The sequence below is a fragment of the Streptomyces sp. NPDC058239 genome (genome assembly GCF_042882185.1).
Lineage (GTDB): Bacteria > Actinomycetota > Actinomycetes > Streptomycetales > Streptomycetaceae > Streptomyces.
In genome coordinates, this window is sequence record NZ_JBHVWS010000012.1 from 109,930 (window position 1) to 131,009 (window position 21,080).

Genomic DNA, 21,080 nt, shown 5'->3' on the forward strand with positions numbered 1-21,080 from the left:
CCCGCTGTCAGGACCTGGCGTGGACGGGCGGTCCGGACGGATCGATGCGATGGCGGGCCGGGGCCCGTGGCAGGCCCGGTGGGACCGGTGCGACGGTCGCGTCGGGGCCGGTACGGCAGTCAGGGCGCGGAGCCGCCCAGCAGGCTCCGGCCGAACTCGACCATCTTCTTGGCATAGTCCTCGGTCCACTCCGCACGCTGCGCGATGTCCGCGGTCGTCAGCCGGTCGAACCGGCGCGGATCGGCGAGCTGAGCGGCGGCGATCGCCTGGAACTCGACCGCACGGTCGGCCGCGGCACGGAATGCCAGGGTCAGCTCGGTGGCGCGGGACAGCATCTCCTTCGGATCGTCCATCGACTCCAGGTCGAAGAAGTGCTCAGGATCGGCGACTGCCGCCGACGGCTCGAAGAGCAGGGGCGCGGGGCGCAGCCGCTGCTGCTCGTTCCGCTCGGGTTGTGCCATGTGGTGTTTCCTCCTTCGGTGGGCCCGACGGCCACCCTCCATTGTCCAACGCCGCGCAAGTGGGCTCCGCGGACAGCCGGAAGCGGGGCTGCGGCCTGCCGGGACCGGGTGCCCTCACGCCTCCCACCGCACCCGGTGCTCGCCCAGATGTGCCAGCACCGCGTGGTTCGCCTCCCAGCCGTCCGGGAACTTCACCGTGACCCCCAGCTGCACCGGCTCCGTCGACGGGTGCTCGTCCAGCAGCTCCGCGACGCCCGCCCGGCACACCACGATGCACGCATGCCGGTGGCGCGAGGCCAGTACGCACAGCCGGCCCGTCTCCAGATGGAACGCCGTGGCGTCCGGGCGGCCGGACAGCGGGTGCAGGACCACCGTCACATCGAACTCGCGGCCCTGGAGCCGGTTCGCCGTGTCCACCGCCACGCCCGTCACACCCAGCTCCGCGAGCGCCGCCCGTACCGCCGCCGCCTGGTCGCGATGGGCGGTGCCGACCGCGACCCGGTCCGCCGTCACCGGGACCGGATCCGGGGAGCGCTCGCTCGTCGCCGCGCCACCCCGGTCGAGGAGCCGGCGGACGACCAGGGCCACCGCTCGTACCGCCTCCGGATCGGTGCGCGGGGTGTGCCGGGCCGGGAGTTCGAGCAGGCCCCAGCCGGACTCCGCGGCCTCGTCCAGCACCCGGTCCGGCGCCGAACCGTCGGACCGGACGCCGAACGACAGCCGCCGGTCCCCGTGGCCCGTACCGCTGCGGAACGGGGTGTACGGGTAGAACGCGTCCGAGACGAGCGGCGCGGCGGAGGCGGGCAGCCGCCACGACACCGGCAGCCGGTGCTGCGGCAGCCCGGGATTGTGCGCGAGCAACGTGGAGACCGCGCTCGCGGACGGGTCGTACGACAGCCCCGCCCACTGGTCCGCGCCGACGATCGAGAACGGGTCCAACTGGCCCGGATCGCCGACGAACAGCGCCCGTTCGAAGAGGCCCGCGACGGCCAGCAGCGCATCCGAACGCATCTGGTACGCCTCGTCTACGATCGCATGCCCCCACGGCTCGACGTTCTTCACATGCGCCCACTTGGCGGCCGTCGAGATGACGACATCGAGTCCGGCGAGATCCGACGCCTTGGCCGACTTCCGTACATTGGCCAGACCGTCCAGCACCTTGTCGTACGGGTCGGAGTCATTGCTGTGCAACCGCCCGACCGGTAGCCCCGGGTCCTTCTCGGCCAGCCGCACCACCAGGTCGTCGACCTGGGCATTGGTCTGCGCGATCACCATCAACGGGTGCCCGGCCGCCGCGAGTTCGAGTGCGGCACGCACCACGAGCGTCGACTTGCCCGCGCCCGGCGGGGAGTCCACCACGATGCCGCGCGAGGTACCGCTCAGGGTGTCGGCGAGGATCGCGTCGGTCGCCCGCGCGGCCTGGGCGCCCGGGTCGAATACGGCCGTCACAGGAGGTCCTCCGCGGTCATGGGATCGGGGCTCTCGGCCTGGCCGGCAGTTGCGCCCGGCGGGCCGCCGTGCGTCCAGGGCGTCTCCTCGGGGTCCGGCAGCTTCGGGCCGCCGCGCTGATCGTGCTCGAACAGCGTCCAGGCGATCCGGTCGCCCGGCTCGGGCACCGAACCCGGGGCCGGCTCCTTGCTCCGGCCCATCCGGTCGGTGATCCGCAGCACCAGCAGGGGCGCGCTCCCGTCCTCCGGCTCCGCGGCGTACTCCACGAACTCGGCGGTCTGCGGCTTGCCGTCCAGCGAGCGGTACACCTTGGTGCGCTCCCCGAGATGCGGGTGCTCGTCCGTGCGGACCGTGACCAGCGGGCGCGGGGACGGGCGCTTCGACTCGCTGTATGCCATCACCACCTCCGTCACGTCGCCGACGAACGCCTCACCGGCCAGCCGCCGCCCGGCCAGCACCAGCGGATCGTCCAGCGCCTCCTGCGCCTCCAGCTGGGCCTGTGCCGTCTCGCGCGAGGCCAGCTTCTGCGCGGCCGTCACCGCGTCGTCCCGGCGAGGCTGCGGCGGTTCACCGGACCGCACCCGGTCCCGGTGGCCGGTGAACGACCAGCGGTCCCTTGTCCAGCGGTCCTCGGCCCGAGACCCCGCGGGCAGTTCCTTCAGCAGATCGAGCCCCCGCCACACCGCGTCCCAGGTCGGCCGCATCACCCCTGCCAGCAACGCCCTGATGTCCCGCTCGGCGGCGGTCAGTTCGGCGAGCCGGGCATCGGCCGCCAGACCGTCCTCGGCCGCGGCGAGGGAGGTGCGCACCCGGTCGTACTTCTCGATGGCGGGCGCCAGCAGCCGATTGTCGAATGCCGGGTCCGTGGCCGGACCGGCCGGCGGGCACAGCAACTGCCCTTCGCCGTCCCGCTCCAGCTCCGCACGGAGCGCGGCCCGCGCCCCGGACTCGCCCGCCGGGGCGGCGATCCAGGCCAGCAGCGCACCCAGATGCTGATCCTCCAGGCTGCTCTGCCCGGTCGCCCAGTGCCGGTTCAACAGATCGGTCGTGGCCAGCAGCAGCGAGGAGCCCGGCACTCTGGCCCGCTCCCCGTAGTGCGTCAGCCAGCGGCCCAGCAGCGGGACACGGGCAGGGGCGGGGTACGGGGTGTCGGGATCGTCCTCAGCCGTGCGCCTGAACCGCATGGAGCGGCCGAGCAGCCGTAGGAAATCGATGCCCGCCCGGCTCGGCACGATCAACTGCGGTGCGTCCGCGCACAGCTCGACCTCGACCTTGACCTTCTTCCCGGTCTCCGGCTCGGTCTCATTGCGCTCGGCGGGCTCGACGACATCCTCGTACGCCTCGATGTACGGCAGCACCGCCTCGGCCAGCTCGGCGAGGAACGCGAACCGCAGATCCCGGTCGCGCGGCTGCGAAACCGCCAGCAGCCGGGGCGCCTCCCGGTCGGTCCCGACGAGCGCGCCCAGCGGGGCGCCCGCCTCACCGGCGGTGGTCAGCGGCACCAGAACGAGCGGCCGGTCGGTGAGATGGCGGTGCAGGACCGTCGTCATCGGCTGCGCCCGGCCGCTCTCCACGGCCTCCAGCCGGGCCAGGGTGCTGATCAGCGACATGCCGCACTGCCCTCCAGCGCCTCGGCACGCAGCGCCGCCGCACGCCGCAGGGCCACGACCGTCGGATCCGCCGGGTCGCCCTCCTTGCCCGCGGCGGCGGCCAGCACCGCACCCACCGTCGTCAGCCCGCCGAGCTCACCCCGCACGCTCCGCCCCAACGCCTCCACGGCACCGGCCGCGCGGGCCTTCGCCCGGCAGTGGAAGGCCAGTTCACAAGCGGCCAGGCACTCCGGGGCATACGCCGCGCCGACGGACTCGACCGCAGCGTCGAGCTGCTGCGGGGAGCACTCCGGATCGAAGGTGGTGCCCTCGGGCAGGGCCGCCGCGATGTCCTCGATCCGGGTCAGCCTGGCCAGCTGGCGCCGGGTGACCGCACGCTGCTTGCGTACGTCGACGACCGAGGCGGTGGGCAGATTGGAGAAGTCCTTCGGGCAGACCAGCAGCACCCGGTGGTCGACCTCCGCGCCCTCGGTCAGCTCCGCGATCCGCTCCAGCGCCAGTACGTAGACGGCGGACTGCCGGGCTGCCGCACCGACCTTCGCCGCGTCGGCAGAACCGTCGATCATGGGGAAGGACTTGATCTCGACGACCGTCCAGGTGCCGTCGGGGTGCACCGCGACCGCGTCCGGCTCCAGATAGGTGGGGGAGCCCGCCACATCCAGGGCCAGCATCGGGTGGTCCAGCAGCGCCCAGCCGCCTGCCTCGGTCGCCTCCCGCAGCGCCAGCGCCGTACGCGCCGTGCGGCCCTCGGGACCGGCCGCGGTCAGATCGGGCACCAGGACCTCGCGCGGCGCCTCGGCGCCGCCGCCGAGGCGCTCGTGGAGCAGCCGCATCAGCTCCGTGCCGCCGTCGGCCTTGACCTTGGCCTCGAAGGCGTTGCCCCGGACGAAAGCGAACTGCGACTGGCCGAAGGGGGCCGGTGAACCGAGCGCCGTGGCCAGCGCGGCCTTGTCCACTCCGGCGCCGTCCAGCAGGGCGCGGCGCCGGCAGCCGGGGTTGGCGGCGAGGGCGGCCAGCGCGCGGGCATCCAGCGGGCGCGGTGCGACAGCCGGGCCCCGCAGCTCAGCGAGCCGCTGCCGGAGTGTCGTCCCCCGCTGTTCCCGCGCCTGCGGGGGCAGCGGCGTCGGCCCGGGGTGCGCGACCGGCCGAGGCGTCTGCGTCGGCCGATGCTGCGGCATCGGTGGAATCTGCGGAGGTGGTCCGCTGGACAGGGATTCGCTCACCCGCCGAAGTCTTGCATCCGGCACTGACAATCGGGGACTTCGTGGTCCGGGCGAACCGAGGGAAGCGGGCTGCGAGCCGGTCCCCGACCCGGTCGGCGACACGCATCACAGGTCCGGCCAGCAGGGCTCCGACGCCCATCACGGCAGCGCCCGCGACCGCGTCGAGGAAGTAATGGTTGGCCGTGCCCATCACCACGAACGTGGTGACCAGGGGGTACGCGATGCCCGCCGCCCGTACGAGCGGGTGCCGGCCGTGACGCCACAGCAGGATTCCGCACCAGAGCGCCCAGCCGACGTGCAGGCTCGGCATCGCCGCGTACTGGTTCGTCATTCCGCCCATGCCGCGCGGAGCACTCGCCTCGGTGCCCCACCAGCCGTACGAGCTGAACTGAGCCATCGTGTCGACGAAGCCGTGAGTGGCGTGGAGCAGCCGGGGCGGGCAGGTCGGCATCAGCGTGAAGCCGATCAGGCCGAGCAGCGTGGAGGTCATCAGCCAGGTGCGGGCCCTGCGGTAGAGGGCCTGGCGGCGGCGGAAGAGCCAGATCAGAACGGCCGGGGTGACCAGATAGTGCAGGGACGCGTACGCGAAGTCGGAGGGTATGCCTATCGAGGGGTGGGCGGTCAGCAGCCGGTTGAGCGGATGCTCGAAGTTGATGTGGAGCGTCTTCTCCAGGTGCAGGATGCGCAGACCGTGGTCGACGGCCGTGGACACGTCGCCGCGCGCCACCAGCCGGCCCGCCGAGTAGGCTCCGTACACCAGGGCCAGCAACGGCAGCTCGGTCCACCAACGGGGCCGCGGGCGCGGCACGTACGCGGTGCTGGCATGCTGCATCCGGAAGCTCTCCATCATGTGTTCATGCGACCGACGGCGGGCGTTCAACCGTACGGTGCGCATCGGCCGCGATTCCCCCGGGGGTCCTTGTCGGGTGCCCCGTGTGTGCACAGATTTCTCCGCGCAGGGAGTGACGTCGATTCGGCCCCGGAGGTTGCCTCCCGAAGACGTGCGCGATGATGGGAAAACCGGACGATCCGTTCTGTCTGGATCTCCGGCATCAGATCTCAGTCTCAGGGAGAGCCGTCATGGCACCGCGTATCCTGCTCGCCCGGCACGGCCAGACGGAATGGTCCGTCAAGGGCAATCACACAGGCAGGACGGACATCCCACTGCTCGACACCGGCCGTGCGGGCGCCAAGCTCCTCGGTGAGCGGCTGCACCGCAAGCCGTGGGCGGACCTGCCGGGCCTGGAAGTCCGTACCAGTCCGCTGCTGCGGGCCAAGGAGACCTGCGACATCGCGGGTTTCGCGGACCGGGCCGAGCCGTGGGACGCGCTGCTGGAGTGGGACTACGGGGCGTACGAGGGGATGACCCCGGCACAGATCAAGGCGATCCGTCCCGACTGGTTCATCTGGCGCGACGGGGTGCCGGAGGGGGAGACCCTGGCCGAGCTGTCCGCCCGCGCCGACGAGATCGTCGACTGGGCCCGCTCGGCCGACCGCGACGTCCTGGTCTTCGCCCACGGTCACATCCTGCGGGCGCTGGGGGCGCGGTGGCTGGGCGAGGACGTGTCGTTCGCGGCGCGCATCCGGCTCGATCCGACGTCGCTGTCGGTGCTGGGGTGGGCGTACGGTGCGCCCGCGATAGAGCGCTGGAACGACACGGGCCACCTGGACCGGTAGTCCTGCCGCCCCCGGCAACGGGGGTCCTCGATCGCCGGACGGGCCCGATCTCGCCGGCGCGCGGTGGAAACCGGCCCGGCCGACGATCGAGGACGCAACCGGTCACCGGCGCGGCGCGCGTGGAATCCGGGCCGTTCGGCAGGCCCCTACGCCCCCGCCTCGGACACCTCCGCGTGCCGCTCCAGGAACCCCCGTACCTCTGCCGCACCCCGCTGCGGCGCCAGTACCCCCGCCGCCCCCGCCAGCATCGCCCGGATGCGGGACGACTGGACGCGGTCCAGCAGGTCCAGCACCTGGTGGCCGGCCGTCGCCGCCTCCGCGGCCCGGCCCGCCCGGGCCAGGTCCCAGGTCAGCTCGGCCCGGTACAGCGCCAGGTTCCGGGTGAAGTGCGGGTCCTGGAGCCGCGTCGCCCGCAGCGCATGGCGGGCCGCCCGCGACCAGTCGCCCAGCGCCGACCAGCACTGCGCCTCCAGCATCTCCAGCTCCGCCTCCCGGAAGAAGGTCATCCACTCCGGATCGGCGTCGCACGGACCGCGCTCGAACGCGGTGTGCGCCCGGCCGATCGCCCGTTCGCAGCCCGTACGGTCCCCGAGCCCCGCCCGGCCCCCGGCCTCCCGCAGCGCGAGCAGCGCCAGTAGCCGCGGCGAGCCCAGCGGCTGCGCCGCCCGTTGCCCGGCCTCGGCGGCGCGTACGGACTCGCGGGGCCGCCCCGTGTCCCTGGCCAGGAACGACGCATTGCAGAACGCATGCGCCTCCAGCGCCGCGTCACCCGCCACCCGCGCCGTGGCCAGTGCCTCCGCATAGTGCGAGCGGGCGTCCTCGAACCGACCCGAGTCATGGGCCAGCCAGCCCACCGAGATGGCCAGTTCGCCCGCCCCGGCATGCAGCCGGTCGGCCGTGGAGCGCGTGGTGGCGGTTTGGGAGTCGAGCAGCGCGTACGCCGCCCGCAGCGGCTGGGACGCCCTGCGGTACAGGCCGTCACCGCCGTGCCGGTCGTCGAGCAGCCGGATCCGCCGTACTGCCTTCTCGACGGCGCTCACCTCGGCCTCTCCGACCCGGTGCCGGTCGGGCAGGGCGGCGGCGGACGTGCCGCCGAGGCCGAGGCCCAGGGATGCGGCCGCCATCGTGGTGGTGCCGCTCGTCATGAATACGCGACGCAGCACGTCGCTCTCCTCGTCGGTGTCGCTGTACAGCGTGGGGGGCGGTGGGGTATCGGCAGTGGTCCGCGCCCCCCGGCCGCGTACCGATTCGCGCGGTGAGAAGCCCAGATCCGCCAGGGTGGCGCCGGGGAACATGTGCAGGAAGACCCGCTCGTACGCGTAGTTGGGGCAGCGGATCTCGCCGGACTCCACGCGTCCGATGTACCGGGCGTCGCACGCGACCTGCTCGCCGATCTCGCGGGCGGACCTGCGTACCGCGGCAGCGAACTCCCCGGCGGAGCGCGGTCCGCGCAGCCGCCGGAAGGCGAGGTTGGGAACTGCCCCTGTCGACACCATGGCTGAGCCCTCTCTGGTGCAGCCGGGCTCCTGCTTCCGGTGTCCCGGCGGAGCAAGAACGTACCTGTTGTGACGGACCGCACACACAGCGTTTGCCTACAAAAGGGATATCTCGCCCGCGATCCGCCATGAACTGCCACCCTTTGCGGCGGCGTGGCACCGTAGCCCTTGACGCCGTCGGCGCGTTGGTCCACGTGGAGACGGAATCCGGCTCCGCCCGGCGATGAGAGGAGAGGTCCCTTGTTGCACATCGGCACGGAGACCGGCTCGCGGACGACTGCGACGACCACGGCCGCAACGGGTGCCACGGTGCCCACCGCGCCCACGGAGGACCACGGCGCCGTACCCTGCGACCTGGTGACCGTCCCGGCACGCCAGGGACTGGAGGCCGTGGACATCCTGCGCCGGGGCTCCGACCAGGAAGCCGTCGGCCCGGTCCTGCACGACGGCGCCTGCGACACCCTCGGCTTCCTGGTTCCCCCGGGGACCGCCGAGGCATGGGACGTACCGGGCAGCGCCTGTACGCGGACCGACGGCCGCGGGCTGCGCATCCCCGCCGAGCCGCCCGTCACCGGCAGCGGCTGGCTGCTGCCGCCCGGGGAGGACGCCCCGGTCACCGACCCGGCCGTGCTGCGGGCCGCTCTCGACCAGGCGGCCCGGCTGATCGAGGCGGCCGACAACTGCAGCTGACCGCGGGCTCCCCGCCCGCGCGCCCATAATGGGCCCGTGGCCGGGTTTCCCCGGCGCGGCCGGTTCCGTACCGGCCCGGAGCGATGAGCAGTGAGCAGGCACGAGCAGCAGTGGCACGTCGAGGCGCGTCGAGCGCAGGCGCGGGCGCCCGTAAGCGGTCCGACCGCAAGGCCGACGGCAGGACCGAACGCGGGACCGGGCGCAGGACTGAACCCCTCGCCGAACCGGTGGACGGCGGTCTCGCCGAGCTGGTGCCCGACCGGGAGCGTCCGCACGCCTGGACGCTGACGCTCGACGGAGCCCCCCAGTCCCATGTGGACCTCGACGACCCCACGTATCTGTCCTTCGAGTACCAGCGCAGGATCGGCCACATCGCCGACCTCGTCGCACCCCCTGGGCAGCCCCTGCACGTGGTCCACCTGGGCGGCGGCGCCTTCACGCTCGCCCGCTACATCGCCGCGACCCGGCCCCGCTCCACCCAGCAGATCGTCGAGGTGGACGCCGCGCTCGTCCAACTGGTCCGCCGGGAGCTGCCGCTGGACCCACAGGCCAGGATCCGGGTCCGGGCCACCGATGCCCGCGCCGGGCTCGGGAAGATCCAGGACGGCTGGGCGGATCTCGTCATCGCCGATGTCTTCAGCGGGGCCCGTACCCCCGCCCACCTCACCAGCACGGAGTTTCTCGCCGAGGTACGCCGGGTCCTGAAGCCCGGCGGGAGTTACGTGGCCAACCTCGCGGACGGCCCGCCGCTGACCCATCTGCGCGGCCAGATCGCCACCGCGGCCACGGTCTTCCCCGAACTGGCGCTCGCCGCCGACCCGACCGTGTGGCGCGGCCGCCGCTTCGGCAACGCCGTGCTGCTCGCCTCGGATCTGCCGCTGAAGGTCGCGGAGCTGACCCGCCGGGTCGCGACCGACCCGCACCCCGGACGCGTCGAACACGGGCGGGCGCTCGCCGACTTCACCGGTGGCGCGGCGGCGGTGAGCGATGCGGACGCCAGACCTTCACCGGCGCCGCCGCCGTCGGCCTTCGGGTAGGAGGGTGCCGAAGGTCTCGGCCGGGATGCCAAGGACCGACAACACCGTTCCGGGCCGATGGAGTTCGGCATCCCGTGGGTCATGAGTTTCTTCCACCGGGACTGGACGCTGGACGCCTCCACGGAAGCGGAGGCCGTGGCCGATCAGTTCGTGGAGGAGCTTGAGCGAGAGGCGGTGCTGCTGAGGGTGCGGGCCGCTGTCATCGCGCGGGATTGCGTGGAGTACGCGGCGGTCGGCCCCGTGGTGTCGGCACGCACGGGCCTACACGATCTCGACCTGCGGCGGATGATCGTTCCAGGTGCAGAAGACCGACACCACCCGGCCGCCGTCCTGGCCGAAGTCCACCCGGATCCAGGTCGAGTTCGTCCAGACCTGCATCGACCAGCCCTGCGCCGGTGTCGCCGAGACCAGCTTCGCCCAGTCCTTGCCGAGCTCGAAGACGACCCGGCCACCATCCGTCCCGTAACTCTTCACCGTGGTCTGACGAGGCGCGGAGCGGGCGGGCGAGGGGCTGTTGTCCGCCGGGGTGCGGGACGGCCGGCGGGACGGGGGCGCGGACGGTTTCGGGGCGGTACGGGCGGGGGCGGTGGCCGAAGGCGACGGTGTCGGCGACGGTTCAGGGCGCCGGGTCGAGGAAGACAGCCCGTCCGTGGGGTCCTGGCCGCCCCGGGCGCTCGCCGAGATCGGCACCGCGCGCGGCGGGTCGTACGCCGTGCCCGCCATCACCGTGTGCACACCCCACCACGACAGCGTGACCGCCGCCCCCGTGGCGAGCGACCACGCGAGCGCGTGTACGAGTCCTCGTCGCATCCGGCACATCCTGCACCACCGGACCCCGCGCTGTCCCCATACCTCCATGGGCGGGACCGCGGGCCTCGGGATGGCGTACGGTGCCGCCCATGCCAAGTGTGCTCGTGGTCGAGGACGACCAGTTCGTACGATCCGCCCTCATCCGGCACCTGACCGAGGCCTCCCATACGGTACGGAGTGTCGGCACCGCGCTCGAAGCGCTGCGCGAAGTCGCCCATTTCCGCTTCGACGTGGTCATCCTCGATCTCGGCCTGCCCGATCTCGACGGTGGCGAGGCGCTGAAGATGCTCCGCGGCATCACCGACGTACCCGTGATCATCGCGACGGCACGGGACGACGAGAGCGAGATCGTCCGGCTCCTCAACGACGGCGCCGACGACTATCTGACCAAGCCGTTCTCGGTGGAGCATCTGTCCGCGCGGATGGCCGCCGTGCTGCGCCGCTCGCGCGCAGCCGGTGGCGAGGCGACGCCGCCGCGCATCATCCGGGTCGGCGGGCTCTCCATCGACCCGCTGCGCCGCCAGGCCGAACTCGACGGCACCGCACTCGACCTCACCCGCCGCGAGTTCGACCTGCTGACCTTCCTCGCCGGCCGGCCCGGGGTCGTCGTCCCGCGCAAGGAACTCCTGGCCGAGGTCTGGCAGCAGTCCTACGGCGACGACCAGACCATCGACGTCCATCTCTCCTGGCTGCGCAGGAAGCTGGGCGAGACGGCCGCCAGGCCGCGCTATCTGCACACCCTGCGCGGCGTCGGCGTGAAGCTCCAGCCGCCCGCTCCGGCGCCCCCGGCCCCGGAGCGACCCGCATGAGATGGGCCCTGGTCAAGGTCTGTCTGGCCGTCACCGCGATGGTCGTGGTCGCCTTCGCCGTACCGCTCGGTCTCGTCATCAAGGAGATGGCCCGCGACCGCGCCTTCTCCGACGCCGAGCGGCAGGCAGCCACCATCGGTCCGACCCTCTCCATCACCACCGACCGCACCGAACTCGAAACGGCCGTGCTCACCACCGAGCCGGGCGGCGCGGGCCGGATGGCCGTGCACATCCCCGCCGCCGAGGAGCCGGACAGCCTGCCGCTGGAGATCGGCATCCGGCGCGCCACCCGCAAGGACCTGGAGACCGTACGGAAGTCGGGGCGCGCCTCGATCAGCGAGGTGACGGGTGGCTCCGCGCTGCTCCAGCCGACCGCGCTCGGCTCCGGGGACATCGCCGTCGTGGAGGTGTTCGTGCCCGAGGACGAGGTCTCCAACGGTGTGACCACCGCCTGGCTGATGCTGGCGGGCGTCGGCATCGCCCTGATCGTCGGATCCGTCGCGGTCGCCGACCGGCTCGGCGTACGGATGGTGCAGCCTGCCAGGCGGCTCGCGGGCGCCGCCCACGACCTGGGCGAGGGAAGGCTGGGCACCAGGGTTCCGGAGGAGGGGCCGACCGAACTGCGCTCGGCCGCCGCCGCGTTCAACTCCATGGCCGACCAGGTCGTCCAACTCCTCGCCAGCGAACGCGAACTGGCCGCCGACCTCTCGCACCGGCTGCGCACCCCGCTCACCGTGCTCCGGCTCAACGCCGCCTCGCTCGGCGAGGGTCCGGCCGCCGAGCAGACCCGCGCCGCGGTCGAGCAGCTGGAGCACGAGGTCGACATCATCATCAGGACCGCCCGCGAACAGCGCCCGCAGACCCAGGGTCTGAACGGCGGGCCCGGAGCCGGCTGCGACGTCTCCGAAGTGATCCGGGAACGGATGGGCTTCTGGTCGGCGCTCGCCGAGGACGAGGGCCGTGAGGTGCGCCTGGCGGGAGTGGACCGTACGGTACGCATTCCGGTCGCCCGGCCCGAACTGGCCGCCGCACTCGACGCGTTGCTCGGCAATGTCTTCCGGCACACCCCCGAGGGCACCGCCTTCGCCGTCGACGTTCACCACAGCGGTGACGCAGTGATCGTGCTGGTCTCGGACGCGGGCGGCGGAATCGCCGACCCGAAGGCGGCCCTGGCCCGCGGCGGCAGTGGCCGGAGCGGTGCGAGAGGCACGAAGGGCGCGGTGGGCTCGACCGGGCTCGGCCTCGACATCGTGCGCCGGGTCGCGGAGTCCACCGGCGGCGATGTGCGGATCGGCCGCTCCGTGCTCGGCGGTACGGAGGTACGCATCTGGATCGGCCTCGACGGGCAGCGGCCGGAGCGGGGCCGGCGCGGCCACCGCGTGGGGCGGCAGCGACGCGGAGTGATGCGTCGGAACGCAGCGCTCCGATTCCGGTCCGGGGCAGGCCCGAACCTTTAACCAGCACCGATGCACCCCTTAAGGCAATCCTAAGAACGTCAACTCGGGTCCGAAGGGCGTCATTTGTCGGATTGGCTGCCGCTAGCGTGCTCCGCGCATCCCCACTCCCGTAGGACAGAGGCAGGCACGCGATGGGCACCAGTACGCACCGGCGCACGGCGAGCACCAGGACCAAGGCGATCGGCGCGGTCGTCGCCGCGGCCGTGATCGGCGGGGCGGTCTTCGCCCTCACCGGGACGGCCCAGGCCGCCTCGGTGGGTGCCGCGTACACCAGGACCAGCGGCTGGACCGGTGGCTACACCGGGCAGTACGTCGTCACCAACGACACCGACCAGGCGCAGTCGGACTGGACGCTCGAATTCGATCTGCCCGCGGGCACGAAGCTCAGCTCCCTCTGGAACGGTGAACACACCGTCAGCGGCAGCCATGTCACCGTGAAGCCCGCGAGCTGGGACAAGGAGCTGGCGCCCGGCAAGTCCGTCACCGTCGGATTCGTCACCACCTCGGACGGCGCGGCGGCCGACCCGACCGGCTGCCTCATCAACGACGCCAAGTGCTCCGCCGACACCGGTGCCACGCCGGAACCCAGCGGCCGCCCCACCGAAACCGCGACCCCCATACCCACCCCCACCTCCACGGCCACCGCCTCCCCGACGCCGCAGCCGACCGGAACCGCCACGGCCACCCCCACGCCCGGCCCCACGGAGACCAGCGGCGGCGGCTCGGCGAGCGGTGCGGGCTTCGCCCCGTACGTCGACACCTCGCTCTACCCGGCCTACGACCTTCTCGACACCGTCACCAAGACCGGTGTGAAGGAGTTCAACCTCGCCTTCATCACCGCCGGCGGCGGCTGCACCCCGCTCTGGGGCGGCGTCACCGCACTCGGCGACGACCATGTCGCCTCCCAGATCGGCGCACTGCGCGCCAAGGGCGGCGACGTCCGGGTCTCGTTCGGCGGCGCGGCCGGTGCCGAACTGGCACTGCAGTGCTCCTCCGCGTCCGACCTCGCCGCGGCGTACGGCAAGGTCATCGACACGTACAAGCTCACCAAGGCCGACTTCGACATCGAAGGCGGCGCACTGCCCGACACGGCGGCCAACTCCCGTCGCGCCCAGGCCATCGCACAGCTCCAGAAGTCCCACCCCGGCCTGGATGTCTCCTTCACCCTGCCGGTCATGCCCGAGGGGCTGACCCAGCCGGGCGTCGACCTGATCGCCGACGCCGAGAAGAACGGCGTCGAGGTCGGCGCGGTCAACATCATGGCGATGGACTACGGCTCCTCGTACAGCGGTGACATGGGTACGTACGCGATCCAGGCGGCCACCGCCACGCAGGCCCAGATCAAGGGCGTGCTCGGACTCTCGGACGCCGCCGCGTGGAAGGCCGTCGCCGTCACACCGATGATCGGCGTCAACGACGTGAGCACCGAGATCTTCAAGGTCGAGGACGCCACACAGCTGGTGGAGTTCGCCGGGCAGAAGGGGCTCGGCCGGCTGGCGATGTGGTCCGGCACCCGCGACAAGGAGTGCGCGGGCGGGCCGAGGCCGAGCGCCGACGCGTCGTGCAGCTCCATCGCCCAGGAGCCGCTGGCGTTCACGAAGGCGTTCGGCGCGTACAAGTAACCGCCCGACGCCCGCAGACCACCCTCCCCCGCGCATCCCGGCCGGCCCCCACACCCCCACATCCGGCCGGGGTGCGCCCCCATGTGCTGTGCGGGCGGTCCCGTTACCCCGCCCGGTTCACCGCCGACAGCACGGCCAGGATGGACGCCGTGAGGACCGACGTGTCCTGGCCCGCCCCCCAGCGCCGCCCCCCGCCGGCGCCGACCCGGCACTCCGCGTACGCCATCGCCGGACTGCCCTGCCCCGTCGCCGTCGCATGCTCGGAGAAGTCGACGATGTCCACCTCGATCCCCGCCGCCGCCAGCGCATGGGTGAACGCCGACACCGGACCATTGCCGGTGCCCTCGTAGTCGCCCTCCCGTTCACCCACCCGCAGCGTGCAGATGAACCGGTGCTCACCGGCCGGGTTCCGGTCGGTGGACCAGGAGGTCAGGGTCACGGAACCGTCCCGTCCGGGGACCAGATACGTCGCCTCGAACAGCTCCCACAGATCCTTCGGCGTGGCCTCCCGACCGCTGTCGTCGGTCGCCGTCTGCACCGTACGGGAGAAGTCCGCACGCAGTCCGGCCGGCAGGTCCACCCCGTAGTTGCTCTGCAGCAGATGGGCGATACCGCCCTTCCCCGACTGGCTGTTGACCCGGATGACCGCCTCGTACGTACGCCCCACGTCCGCCGGGTCGATCGGCAGATACGGCACCGACCACAGATCGCAACCACTGCTCGCGCGATGGGCGAACCCCTTGCTGATGGCGTCCTGGTGGGTGCCGGAGAAGGCGGTGTGGACGAGATCGCCGCCGTACGGGTGGCGGGGCGGCACCGGCAGCCTGTTGCAGTGCTCGACCGTACGGCGGATCTCGTCGATGTCGGAGAAGTCGATCATCGGGTCGACGCCCTGGGCGTGCAGATTGAGGGCCAGGTTGACCAGGTCCACATTGCCGGTGCGCTCCCCGTTGCCGAACAGGCAGCCCTCCACGCGCTGCGCACCCGCCAGAACGGCGAGCTCGGCGCACGCGGTGCCGGTGCCGCGGTCGTTGTGCGGATGGACGGAGAGGATCACCGAGTCCCGCCGGTCCAGATGCCGGTGCATGTACTCGATCTGGTCCGCGTACACATTCGGCGTCGCGATCTCCACCGTGGCGGGCAGATTGTGGATGACCGGCCGGTCCGGGGAGGCGTCCCACAGCTCGGTGAGGCTGTTGCAGAGTTCCAGGACGAAGTCCGGCTCGGTCAGGACGAAGACCTCGGGGGAGAACTCGAACCGGATGTCCGCCCCGGGCCGCGACCGCGCCAGCCGCTCCATCTGTGCAGCCGCCTCCAGCACCACACCGTGCACCTCGGCGCGGCTGCGGCCGAGTACGACATCGCGCCAGACGGGGGCGGTCGGGATGTACAGATGCACGACCGCGCGGTCCATCCCCTCGATGGACTCGAAGGTCCGCTCGATCAGATCCTGCTTGGCCGGGGTGAAGACGACCACGGTGACGTCGTCCGGCACGGCGCCGCTCGTGGCCAGATGCCGGACGAAGTCGAAGTCGGTGCGGCTCGCGGACGGATAGCCGACCTCGATCTCCTTGAACCCCATGGCGACGAGCAGATCGAACATCCGGCGCTTGCGCGGTGTGTCCATCGGCTCGGCCAGCGCCTGGTTGCCGTCCCGCAGATCCACGGGTACCCAGAGCGGAGCCTGTTCGATACGGGCCTGCGGCCAGGTGCGGCCGGTCAACGGGATCTCGACGCGGTCGAAGGCGGAGCGGTAGCGGTGGGACGGCATGGAGCTGGCGCGCTGCGGATTCCAGCGGGGCGCGTCGGCGGGCACGGGCCCACGCGGGGTGCAGATCGTGGGGAAGCTGTGCATCGGTGACAGACGGTCGGACATGAAGACGGACTCTTCTCGCATCGCCGGATGCGACCGGCACAGCACGGCACCCCGCGGCGGGGTGCCGGTCGCTTCAGGCCCCGCCGCGGCAGCCGAGAAGAAGGAGACCGCTGAGCGTCATGCCCGGTAGAGTAGCCAGAAAGCAAGTCCTCAGACAACCTGACAGGTGAAACCCGTGTCCTCGCTCGGTCCGCTCCGCCCCAGCCCCCTGGTCGAACAGGCCACGAACCATCTGCGCGCGCAGATCACCGAAGGGCACTGGCCGGTCGGCACGAAGATTCCCGGCGAGACCACCCTGGCCAAGGCGCTCGGCGTGGGTCGCTCCACGGTCCGCGAGGCGGTGCGCACCCTGGCCACCCTCGGGCTGCTCCAGTCCCGTCAGGGCTCGGGCGTCTTCGTCATCGCCGACCATGCGACGGAGGACTGGCCGGCCCGACTGCGCCGGGCCTCGGTCACCGATGTCTACGAAGTGCGCATGCTGATCGAGGTCCAGGCCGCCCGGCTGGCCGCGCAGCGCCGTACGGACGAGGACCTGGCCGCCCTCGATGCGGCGCTCACCGCGCGGCGGGCGGCGGGGGCCGGGGGAGACGCCGGGTTCGTCGACGCGGACATCGCCCTGCACCGGGCCGTGGTGGTCGCGGCCCACAACCCCGTACTCACCGATCTCTTCGGCGAGTTCGCCCCGGCGCTGCGACAGGGACTCATCGACCTCGTGGAGCTGTTCGGGCTGCGCCGCGAGGACCCGCACCACGGCGACGCGACCCATGACGCGCTGGTGCGGGCCGTCGTGGCCGGCGACGTGGAGTCGGCGGGCCGGGCCGCGCAGACCGAACTGGAGTCCACACTGGCCCGGCTGCGGGCGGCGTAGTTCTGGCAGTCCCGGTCCGCCCGTCCCGGCGTCCCCGGCGCCCCGTGATGGTGCGTCGGGTTCGGAGAAAGAACGCGGATACGCACCCGACCGCCCTCACCGCGAGACACCCCGTTCACCTTCCGGCGGGCGGTCGGGCGTGAATCGGGGATGGCCAAGGCCGCTCCCGGGGGCAGGCGGAAATGCGGTGCGGGCGTGGCGGCTCGGCGTGACCGGCGCGGCGATCCTTCCCCAATATCCCCTTGGCCTGCGCCTTTTCGGAACGGCGCGAGCCCTCGGTCGGTGCCCGCGGGATATGGCAAGACTTGGGTGGGACACGGTCCCGTGACTTGAAGGACACACTCGGGCAACGGAAGCGTCTTCAACTCTTGACACCCACCCCCTCAAGGCAGGAACCTTCCGACATCGACGCATGGGAGCGCTCCCACATCGTGCGGGGATTTCCCGCTCGAACGGCACTGCCCGTGTCCTCCCCCCTGAACCAGTCGGCACCCGCACTCACCAGCGCGTATGCCACGCAGTCAGAACGCCAGTCCCACCCTGGAACAAGGAGTAGTGGAATGCGTATCACCCGCACCGTCGCCGGCCGAAGCCGCAGAGCCGCGGTTCTGGTCACCACGGGCCTGACAGCCTCGGCCCTGTTGCTGACCGGCTGCAGCAGCGATTCGGATTCATCGGACAACACGGGCTCCGATGCGAACGGGAAGATCACGCTGACCGTCGCCGACTTCGGGCAGTTCGGCTACAAGGAAGCCGGTCTCTTCGCCAAGTACCACGAGCTGCACCCGAACATCACGGTCAAGGAAAGCGCCACGGCCGACGAGAAGGTCTACTACCCCAAGTTCCTCCAGCAGCTCAACACGGGCAGCGGCCTGGCCGATGTGCAGGGCATCGAGGTCGGCCGCGTCAAGGAGCTCGTCGAAACCAAGGCGGACGCGTTCGCCGACCTCAGCGGCGTTGTTTCAGCCGACCAGTGGGTCGGCTGGAAGGCCCTTCAGGCCACCACCGACGACGGCAAGGTCATCGGCGCCGGCACCGACATCGGCCCGATGTCGCTCTGCTACCGGCGCGACCTGTTCGAGCAGGCCGGCCTGTCGGCCGACCGCGCCGACGTCGCCAAGAAGGTCGCCGGCGGCTGGGCGGACTACCTCAAGCTCGGCGAGGAGTACAAGAAGAAGGCCCCCAAGGGCACCTTCTTCATGGACTCCGCCAGCGCCATGTACAACGGGGTGGTCTCCTCCAGCGAGGAGCAGTACTACGCCAAGGACGGCAAGGCGATCTACAAGGACAGCGCCGGCGTCAAGGCGGGCTGGGACCTCGCGGCCGAAGCCGCCCAGAAGCAGCTGAGCCAGGGCCTGCCCCAGTTCAGCAACCAGTGGCAGGCGGCCCTGCGCAAGGGCACCGTCGCCACCGTGGCCTGCCCCGCCTGGATGGCTGCCCAGATCTCCACGTACGCCGGTGACGAGTTCAAGGGCAAGTGGGACATCGCCCATGCCCCGGGTTCGACCGCGGCCAACTGGGGCGGCTCGTTCCTGTCCGTGCCCGCGAAGGGCAAGCACGTCAAGGAGGCCGGTGAGCTCGTCAAGTGGCTGACCGCGCCGGAGCAGCAGGCCGCCGTGTTCAAGGCGGCCGGTCTCTTCCCGTCCAACAAGGGTGCCTACGAACTGCCCGACGTGAAGAACGCCAAGCTCGAGTACTTCAACAACGCCCCGATCGGTGAGATCTACGCCGCCGAGGCGACCGTCATCCCCGCAGCCGTGCTCGGCCCGAAGGACGGCGTCATCAAGGACACCATCTCCACCCAGATCAACAACATGGAGCAGCGGGGCACCAGCCCGGACGACGCCTGGGACGCCGCCACCAAGGCGATCGACAAGGTGATCGGCTGATCCTCGCCGATGCGGGCGGCCGGGGGGCGTACTCCGAGCCCCGGGCCGCCCGCACCGGTGCCGGCTCCCAGGCCGGCCCCGTGCACGGATTTCGACACCTCCGCCGGACCTGACCAAAGGTCCGGCCTGCTCCTGCGGTGCCGGCACACCCCAGGGAAGGACTCCCACCTGTGGCAACCTCGACCCCCGTCCGGGACGCGCATGGCTCCCGGCCCAGCCGCCGCGCTCCGAAGCCCGTGTCCTCCAGCCGTCAGGCATGGCGCAGCCGACTGTGGCGATTCGACGACAAGGCGTCGCCGTACGCGTACATCGCTCCCTTCTTCCTCGTCTTCGGCGCCTTCGGGCTCTACCCGCTCCTGTACACCGGCTGGATCGCCCTGCACCGGGTGGATATGACCGGGCTCGACCAGATGGAGTGGGTCGGCTGGGAGAACTTCAGCAGGATCCTGCAGGACTCCGAATTCTGGACGGCCGTCAGCAACACCTTCCTCATCGGTGTCATGTCGACGGTCCCGCAGCTGATGGTCGCGCTGGGCCTGGCCCACCTGCTGAACTACAGGCTGCGCGCCAGCACCTTCTGGCGAACGGTGATTCTCACTCCGTACGCCACCTCCGTGGCCTCCGCCGCCCTTGTCTTCGCTCTTGTCTTCCGCGCCGACGGCGGCCTGCTGAACTGGGCCCTGGACTTCATCGGTCTCGGCGACACCAATTGGGCCAACGGCCACTGGTCGTCGAAGATCGCCATTTCGATCATCGTGATCTGGCGTTGGACGGGCTACAACACCCTGATCTACCTGGCCGCGATGCAGGCCGTCCCGTCCGATCTGTACGAGGCCGCCTCGCTCGACGGAGCCTCGCGCTGGCAGCAGTTCCGCAATGTGACGATTCCCGCGCTGCGGCCGACGATCCTCTTCACGATCGTGATCTCGACCATCGGCTCCATGCAGCTGTTCGGTGAACCTCTGCTGCTGGAAGGCGGCACCCTCGGAGCGCAGGGCGGCAGCGAGAACCAGTACGAGACGCTCAGCATCTACCTCTACAACTACGGCTGGAATCTCGGGCATCTCGGTCCGGCCGCCGCAGTCGCCTGGGCCATGCTCGCCCTGCTGCTGCTCATTGCCGCGATCAACTGGCTCATCGGCCGCTTCATGCGCAAGACCGCGGCCTGACCGGGAGCGATACCCATGACCACAACCAGCCCCATCACCGCTCCGGATCGCCGCGTCCCCAAGGCCGCCGCCCGCAGCGAAGCCCCGGGCCGCCGCCGCTTCAAGCCCGGCGCGGGCCGCCAGCACCACGCCGGCCCCTTCGCCTACTTCGCCCTCGCCGTCGTCGGCATCGGCTCCCTCTTCCCGCTGTACTGGACACTCGTCGCCGCGTCCCGTACTCAGAATGAGGTGCTGGACACCACCCCGCCGTTCATCCCCGGCGGCAACCTGTTCAACAACCTCGAAGCGGCCTGGGAACAGGCCCACCTCGGCAAGGCCATCTGGAACACGCTCATCGTGTCCGCCAGTATCACCGCGGCGACGCTCTTCTTCTGCACGCTGGCCGGCTACGCCTTCGCCAAGATGCGCTTCAGGGGCCGCGGAGCGCTGATGACAGCGGTCATCGCCACGCTCACGATCCCGCCGCAACTCAGCGTCGTACCGCTGTTCATGATGATGTCCGACATCGGCTGGGGCGGAAAGCTGGAGTCGGTGATCTTCCCGACGCTGGTGAGCGCGTTCGGGGTGTTCTTCATGCGGCAGTACCTGAGCGAGGCGCTGCCCTACGAACTCATCGAGGCCGCCAGGGTCGACGGCGCGAACAACATCCGCATCGTGCGGAGCATCGTGCTCCCCGTGGCCCGCCCGGCCATGATGGTGCTCGGCATGCTCACCTTCGTCCAGGCGTGGAACGACTTCTTCTGGCCGTACCTCGCCCTGAACCAGGAGAACCCCACGCTCCAGGTGGCCCTCGGCCAGCTGAGCGCCTCCTACGTCCCCGACCAGAGCATCGTGATGGCGGGCGCGCTGATCAGCACGCTGCCGCTGCTCGTGGTCTTCGTGATCTTCGGCAAGCAGATCGTCGGAGGGATCATGTCCGGCGCCGTCAAGGGGTGAC

At 71.4% G+C, this 21,080-nt stretch carries 18 protein-coding genes; 10 read left to right on the forward strand and 8 right to left on the reverse strand.

Annotated features, from left to right (window positions below):
- Positions 1 to 119: 119 nt before the first annotated feature.
- The 5 genes from ACFVYE_RS16515 to ACFVYE_RS16535 form a co-directional block, all read right to left on the reverse strand.
- Positions 120 to 461 carry a hypothetical protein gene (locus ACFVYE_RS16515; protein ID WP_383965990.1) on the reverse strand — a complete coding sequence of 114 codons (342 nt, stop codon included), beginning with the start codon at positions 459 to 461 and terminating at the stop codon, positions 120 to 122.
- 114 nt (positions 462 to 575) lie between these two features.
- The gene (locus ACFVYE_RS16520) at positions 576 to 1,910 is read right to left on the reverse strand and encodes an AAA domain-containing protein (protein WP_383965988.1); all 1,335 of its coding nucleotides are present in this window, start codon (positions 1,908 to 1,910) and stop codon (positions 576 to 578) included.
- Complete coding sequence (locus ACFVYE_RS16525) at positions 1,907 to 3,520, reverse strand: hypothetical protein (RefSeq protein ID WP_389606031.1); 1,614 nt, start codon at positions 3,518 to 3,520, stop codon at positions 1,907 to 1,909. The genes ACFVYE_RS16520 and ACFVYE_RS16525 overlap by 4 nt, the downstream gene beginning before the upstream one ends.
- Complete coding sequence (locus tag ACFVYE_RS16530; protein ID WP_383965982.1) at positions 3,511 to 4,698, reverse strand: hypothetical protein; 1,188 nt, start codon at positions 4,696 to 4,698, stop codon at positions 3,511 to 3,513. The genes ACFVYE_RS16525 and ACFVYE_RS16530 overlap by 10 nt, the downstream gene beginning before the upstream one ends.
- Positions 4,583 to 5,575, reverse strand: a complete 993-nt coding sequence (locus ACFVYE_RS16535) for a phosphatase PAP2 family protein (RefSeq protein ID WP_389606033.1) — start codon at positions 5,573 to 5,575, stop codon at positions 4,583 to 4,585. Before ACFVYE_RS16535 ends, ACFVYE_RS16530 begins: the two co-directional genes overlap by 116 nt.
- Positions 5,576 to 5,823: 248 nt before the next feature.
- Between ACFVYE_RS16535 and ACFVYE_RS16540 the strand changes: the two genes are divergently transcribed.
- The gene (locus ACFVYE_RS16540) at positions 5,824 to 6,420 is read left to right on the forward strand and encodes a histidine phosphatase family protein (RefSeq protein WP_266361336.1); all 597 of its coding nucleotides are present in this window, start codon (positions 5,824 to 5,826) and stop codon (positions 6,418 to 6,420) included.
- Between the two features lie 146 nt (positions 6,421 to 6,566).
- On the opposite strand, the gene ACFVYE_RS16545 is transcribed toward ACFVYE_RS16540, so the two are convergent.
- Positions 6,567 to 7,916, reverse strand: a complete 1,350-nt coding sequence (locus tag ACFVYE_RS16545) for a tetratricopeptide repeat protein (RefSeq protein ID WP_389606035.1) — start codon at positions 7,914 to 7,916, stop codon at positions 6,567 to 6,569.
- 240 nt (positions 7,917 to 8,156) lie between these two features.
- Here ACFVYE_RS16545 and ACFVYE_RS16550 point away from each other — a divergent pair, with 240 nt between their 5' ends.
- A complete protein-coding gene (locus tag ACFVYE_RS16550) occupies positions 8,157 to 8,606 on the forward strand; it encodes a hypothetical protein (protein WP_383965973.1) in 450 nt (149 codons plus the stop codon).
- 110 nt (positions 8,607 to 8,716) lie between these two features.
- Positions 8,717 to 9,643: a fused MFS/spermidine synthase gene (locus ACFVYE_RS16555; RefSeq protein WP_329838541.1), complete on the forward strand. Its 927-nt coding sequence runs from the start codon at positions 8,717 to 8,719 to the stop codon at positions 9,641 to 9,643.
- 261 nt (positions 9,644 to 9,904) lie between these two features.
- On the opposite strand, the gene ACFVYE_RS16560 is transcribed toward ACFVYE_RS16555, so the two are convergent.
- A complete protein-coding gene (locus ACFVYE_RS16560) occupies positions 9,905 to 10,453 on the reverse strand; it encodes a hypothetical protein (RefSeq protein WP_383965971.1) in 549 nt (182 codons plus the stop codon).
- Positions 10,454 to 10,542: 89 nt separating this feature from the next.
- Between ACFVYE_RS16560 and ACFVYE_RS16565 the strand changes: the two genes are divergently transcribed.
- The 3 genes from ACFVYE_RS16565 to ACFVYE_RS16575 all read left to right on the forward strand — a co-directional run bounded on the left by ACFVYE_RS16565 (position 10,543) and on the right by ACFVYE_RS16575 (position 14,341).
- A complete protein-coding gene (locus ACFVYE_RS16565; protein WP_383965968.1) occupies positions 10,543 to 11,262 on the forward strand; it encodes a response regulator transcription factor in 720 nt (239 codons plus the stop codon).
- Positions 11,259 to 12,719 (forward strand): ATP-binding protein, encoded by a 1,461-nt coding sequence (locus ACFVYE_RS16570; RefSeq protein ID WP_389606038.1) that lies wholly within the window; start codon positions 11,259 to 11,261, stop codon positions 12,717 to 12,719. Before ACFVYE_RS16565 ends, ACFVYE_RS16570 begins: the two co-directional genes overlap by 4 nt.
- 131 nt (positions 12,720 to 12,850) lie before the next feature.
- On the forward strand, positions 12,851 to 14,341 hold the full coding sequence (locus tag ACFVYE_RS16575) for a cellulose binding domain-containing protein (protein WP_389606040.1): 1,491 nt from the start codon (positions 12,851 to 12,853) through the stop codon (positions 14,339 to 14,341).
- 103 nt (positions 14,342 to 14,444) lie between these two features.
- Here ACFVYE_RS16575 and leuA read toward each other — a convergent pair whose 3' ends face one another.
- Positions 14,445 to 16,238, reverse strand: coding sequence for a 2-isopropylmalate synthase (gene leuA, locus ACFVYE_RS16580; RefSeq protein WP_389606042.1), 1,794 nt, complete (start codon positions 16,236 to 16,238; stop codon positions 14,445 to 14,447).
- 154 nt (positions 16,239 to 16,392) lie between these two features.
- Here leuA and ACFVYE_RS16585 point away from each other — a divergent pair, with 154 nt between their 5' ends.
- The 4 genes from ACFVYE_RS16585 (at position 16,393) to ACFVYE_RS16600 (ending at position 21,079) form a co-directional block, all read left to right on the forward strand.
- Positions 16,393 to 17,085, forward strand: a complete 693-nt coding sequence (locus ACFVYE_RS16585; protein ID WP_383965957.1) for a FadR/GntR family transcriptional regulator — start codon at positions 16,393 to 16,395, stop codon at positions 17,083 to 17,085.
- 560 nt (positions 17,086 to 17,645) lie between these two features.
- Positions 17,646 to 18,974 (forward strand): extracellular solute-binding protein, encoded by a 1,329-nt coding sequence (locus tag ACFVYE_RS16590; RefSeq protein WP_383965954.1) that lies wholly within the window; start codon positions 17,646 to 17,648, stop codon positions 18,972 to 18,974.
- Positions 18,975 to 19,144: 170 nt separating this feature from the next.
- Positions 19,145 to 20,143, forward strand: coding sequence for a carbohydrate ABC transporter permease (locus ACFVYE_RS16595; protein WP_389606044.1), 999 nt, complete (start codon positions 19,145 to 19,147; stop codon positions 20,141 to 20,143).
- Positions 20,144 to 20,158: 15 nt separating this feature from the next.
- Entirely contained in the window at positions 20,159 to 21,079 is a 921-nt protein-coding gene (locus ACFVYE_RS16600) for a carbohydrate ABC transporter permease (protein ID WP_327275091.1), read from the forward strand.
- Position 21,080: the final 1 nt, after the last annotated feature.

Bases quoted from the DNA above. Each gene is read 5' to 3' on its own strand.
- ACFVYE_RS16540 (WP_266361336.1), top strand. From the start codon at position 5,824: ATGGCACCGCGTATCCTGCTCGCCCGGCACGGCCAGACGGAATGGTCC.
- ACFVYE_RS16565 (WP_383965968.1), top strand. From the start codon at position 10,543: ATGCCAAGTGTGCTCGTGGTCGAGGACGACCAGTTCGTACGATCCGCC.
- ACFVYE_RS16560 (WP_383965971.1), bottom strand. From the start codon at position 10,453: ATGCGACGAGGACTCGTACACGCGCTCGCGTGGTCGCTCGCCACGGGG.
- ACFVYE_RS16545 (WP_389606035.1), bottom strand. From the start codon at position 7,916: ATGGTGTCGACAGGGGCAGTTCCCAACCTCGCCTTCCGGCGGCTGCGC.
- ACFVYE_RS16525 (WP_389606031.1), bottom strand. From the start codon at position 3,520: ATGTCGCTGATCAGCACCCTGGCCCGGCTGGAGGCCGTGGAGAGCGGC.
- ACFVYE_RS16570 (WP_389606038.1), top strand. From the start codon at position 11,259: ATGAGATGGGCCCTGGTCAAGGTCTGTCTGGCCGTCACCGCGATGGTC.
- ACFVYE_RS16575 (WP_389606040.1), top strand. From the start codon at position 12,851: ATGGGCACCAGTACGCACCGGCGCACGGCGAGCACCAGGACCAAGGCG.
- ACFVYE_RS16515 (WP_383965990.1), bottom strand. From the start codon at position 461: ATGGCACAACCCGAGCGGAACGAGCAGCAGCGGCTGCGCCCCGCGCCC.
- ACFVYE_RS16530 (WP_383965982.1), bottom strand. From the start codon at position 4,698: ATGCCGCAGCATCGGCCGACGCAGACGCCTCGGCCGGTCGCGCACCCC.
- leuA (WP_389606042.1), bottom strand. From the start codon at position 16,238: ATGCGAGAAGAGTCCGTCTTCATGTCCGACCGTCTGTCACCGATGCAC.
- ACFVYE_RS16535 (WP_389606033.1), bottom strand. From the start codon at position 5,575: ATGCAGCATGCCAGCACCGCGTACGTGCCGCGCCCGCGGCCCCGTTGG.
- ACFVYE_RS16600 (WP_327275091.1), top strand. From the start codon at position 20,159: ATGACCACAACCAGCCCCATCACCGCTCCGGATCGCCGCGTCCCCAAG.
- ACFVYE_RS16590 (WP_383965954.1), top strand. From the start codon at position 17,646: ATGCGTATCACCCGCACCGTCGCCGGCCGAAGCCGCAGAGCCGCGGTT.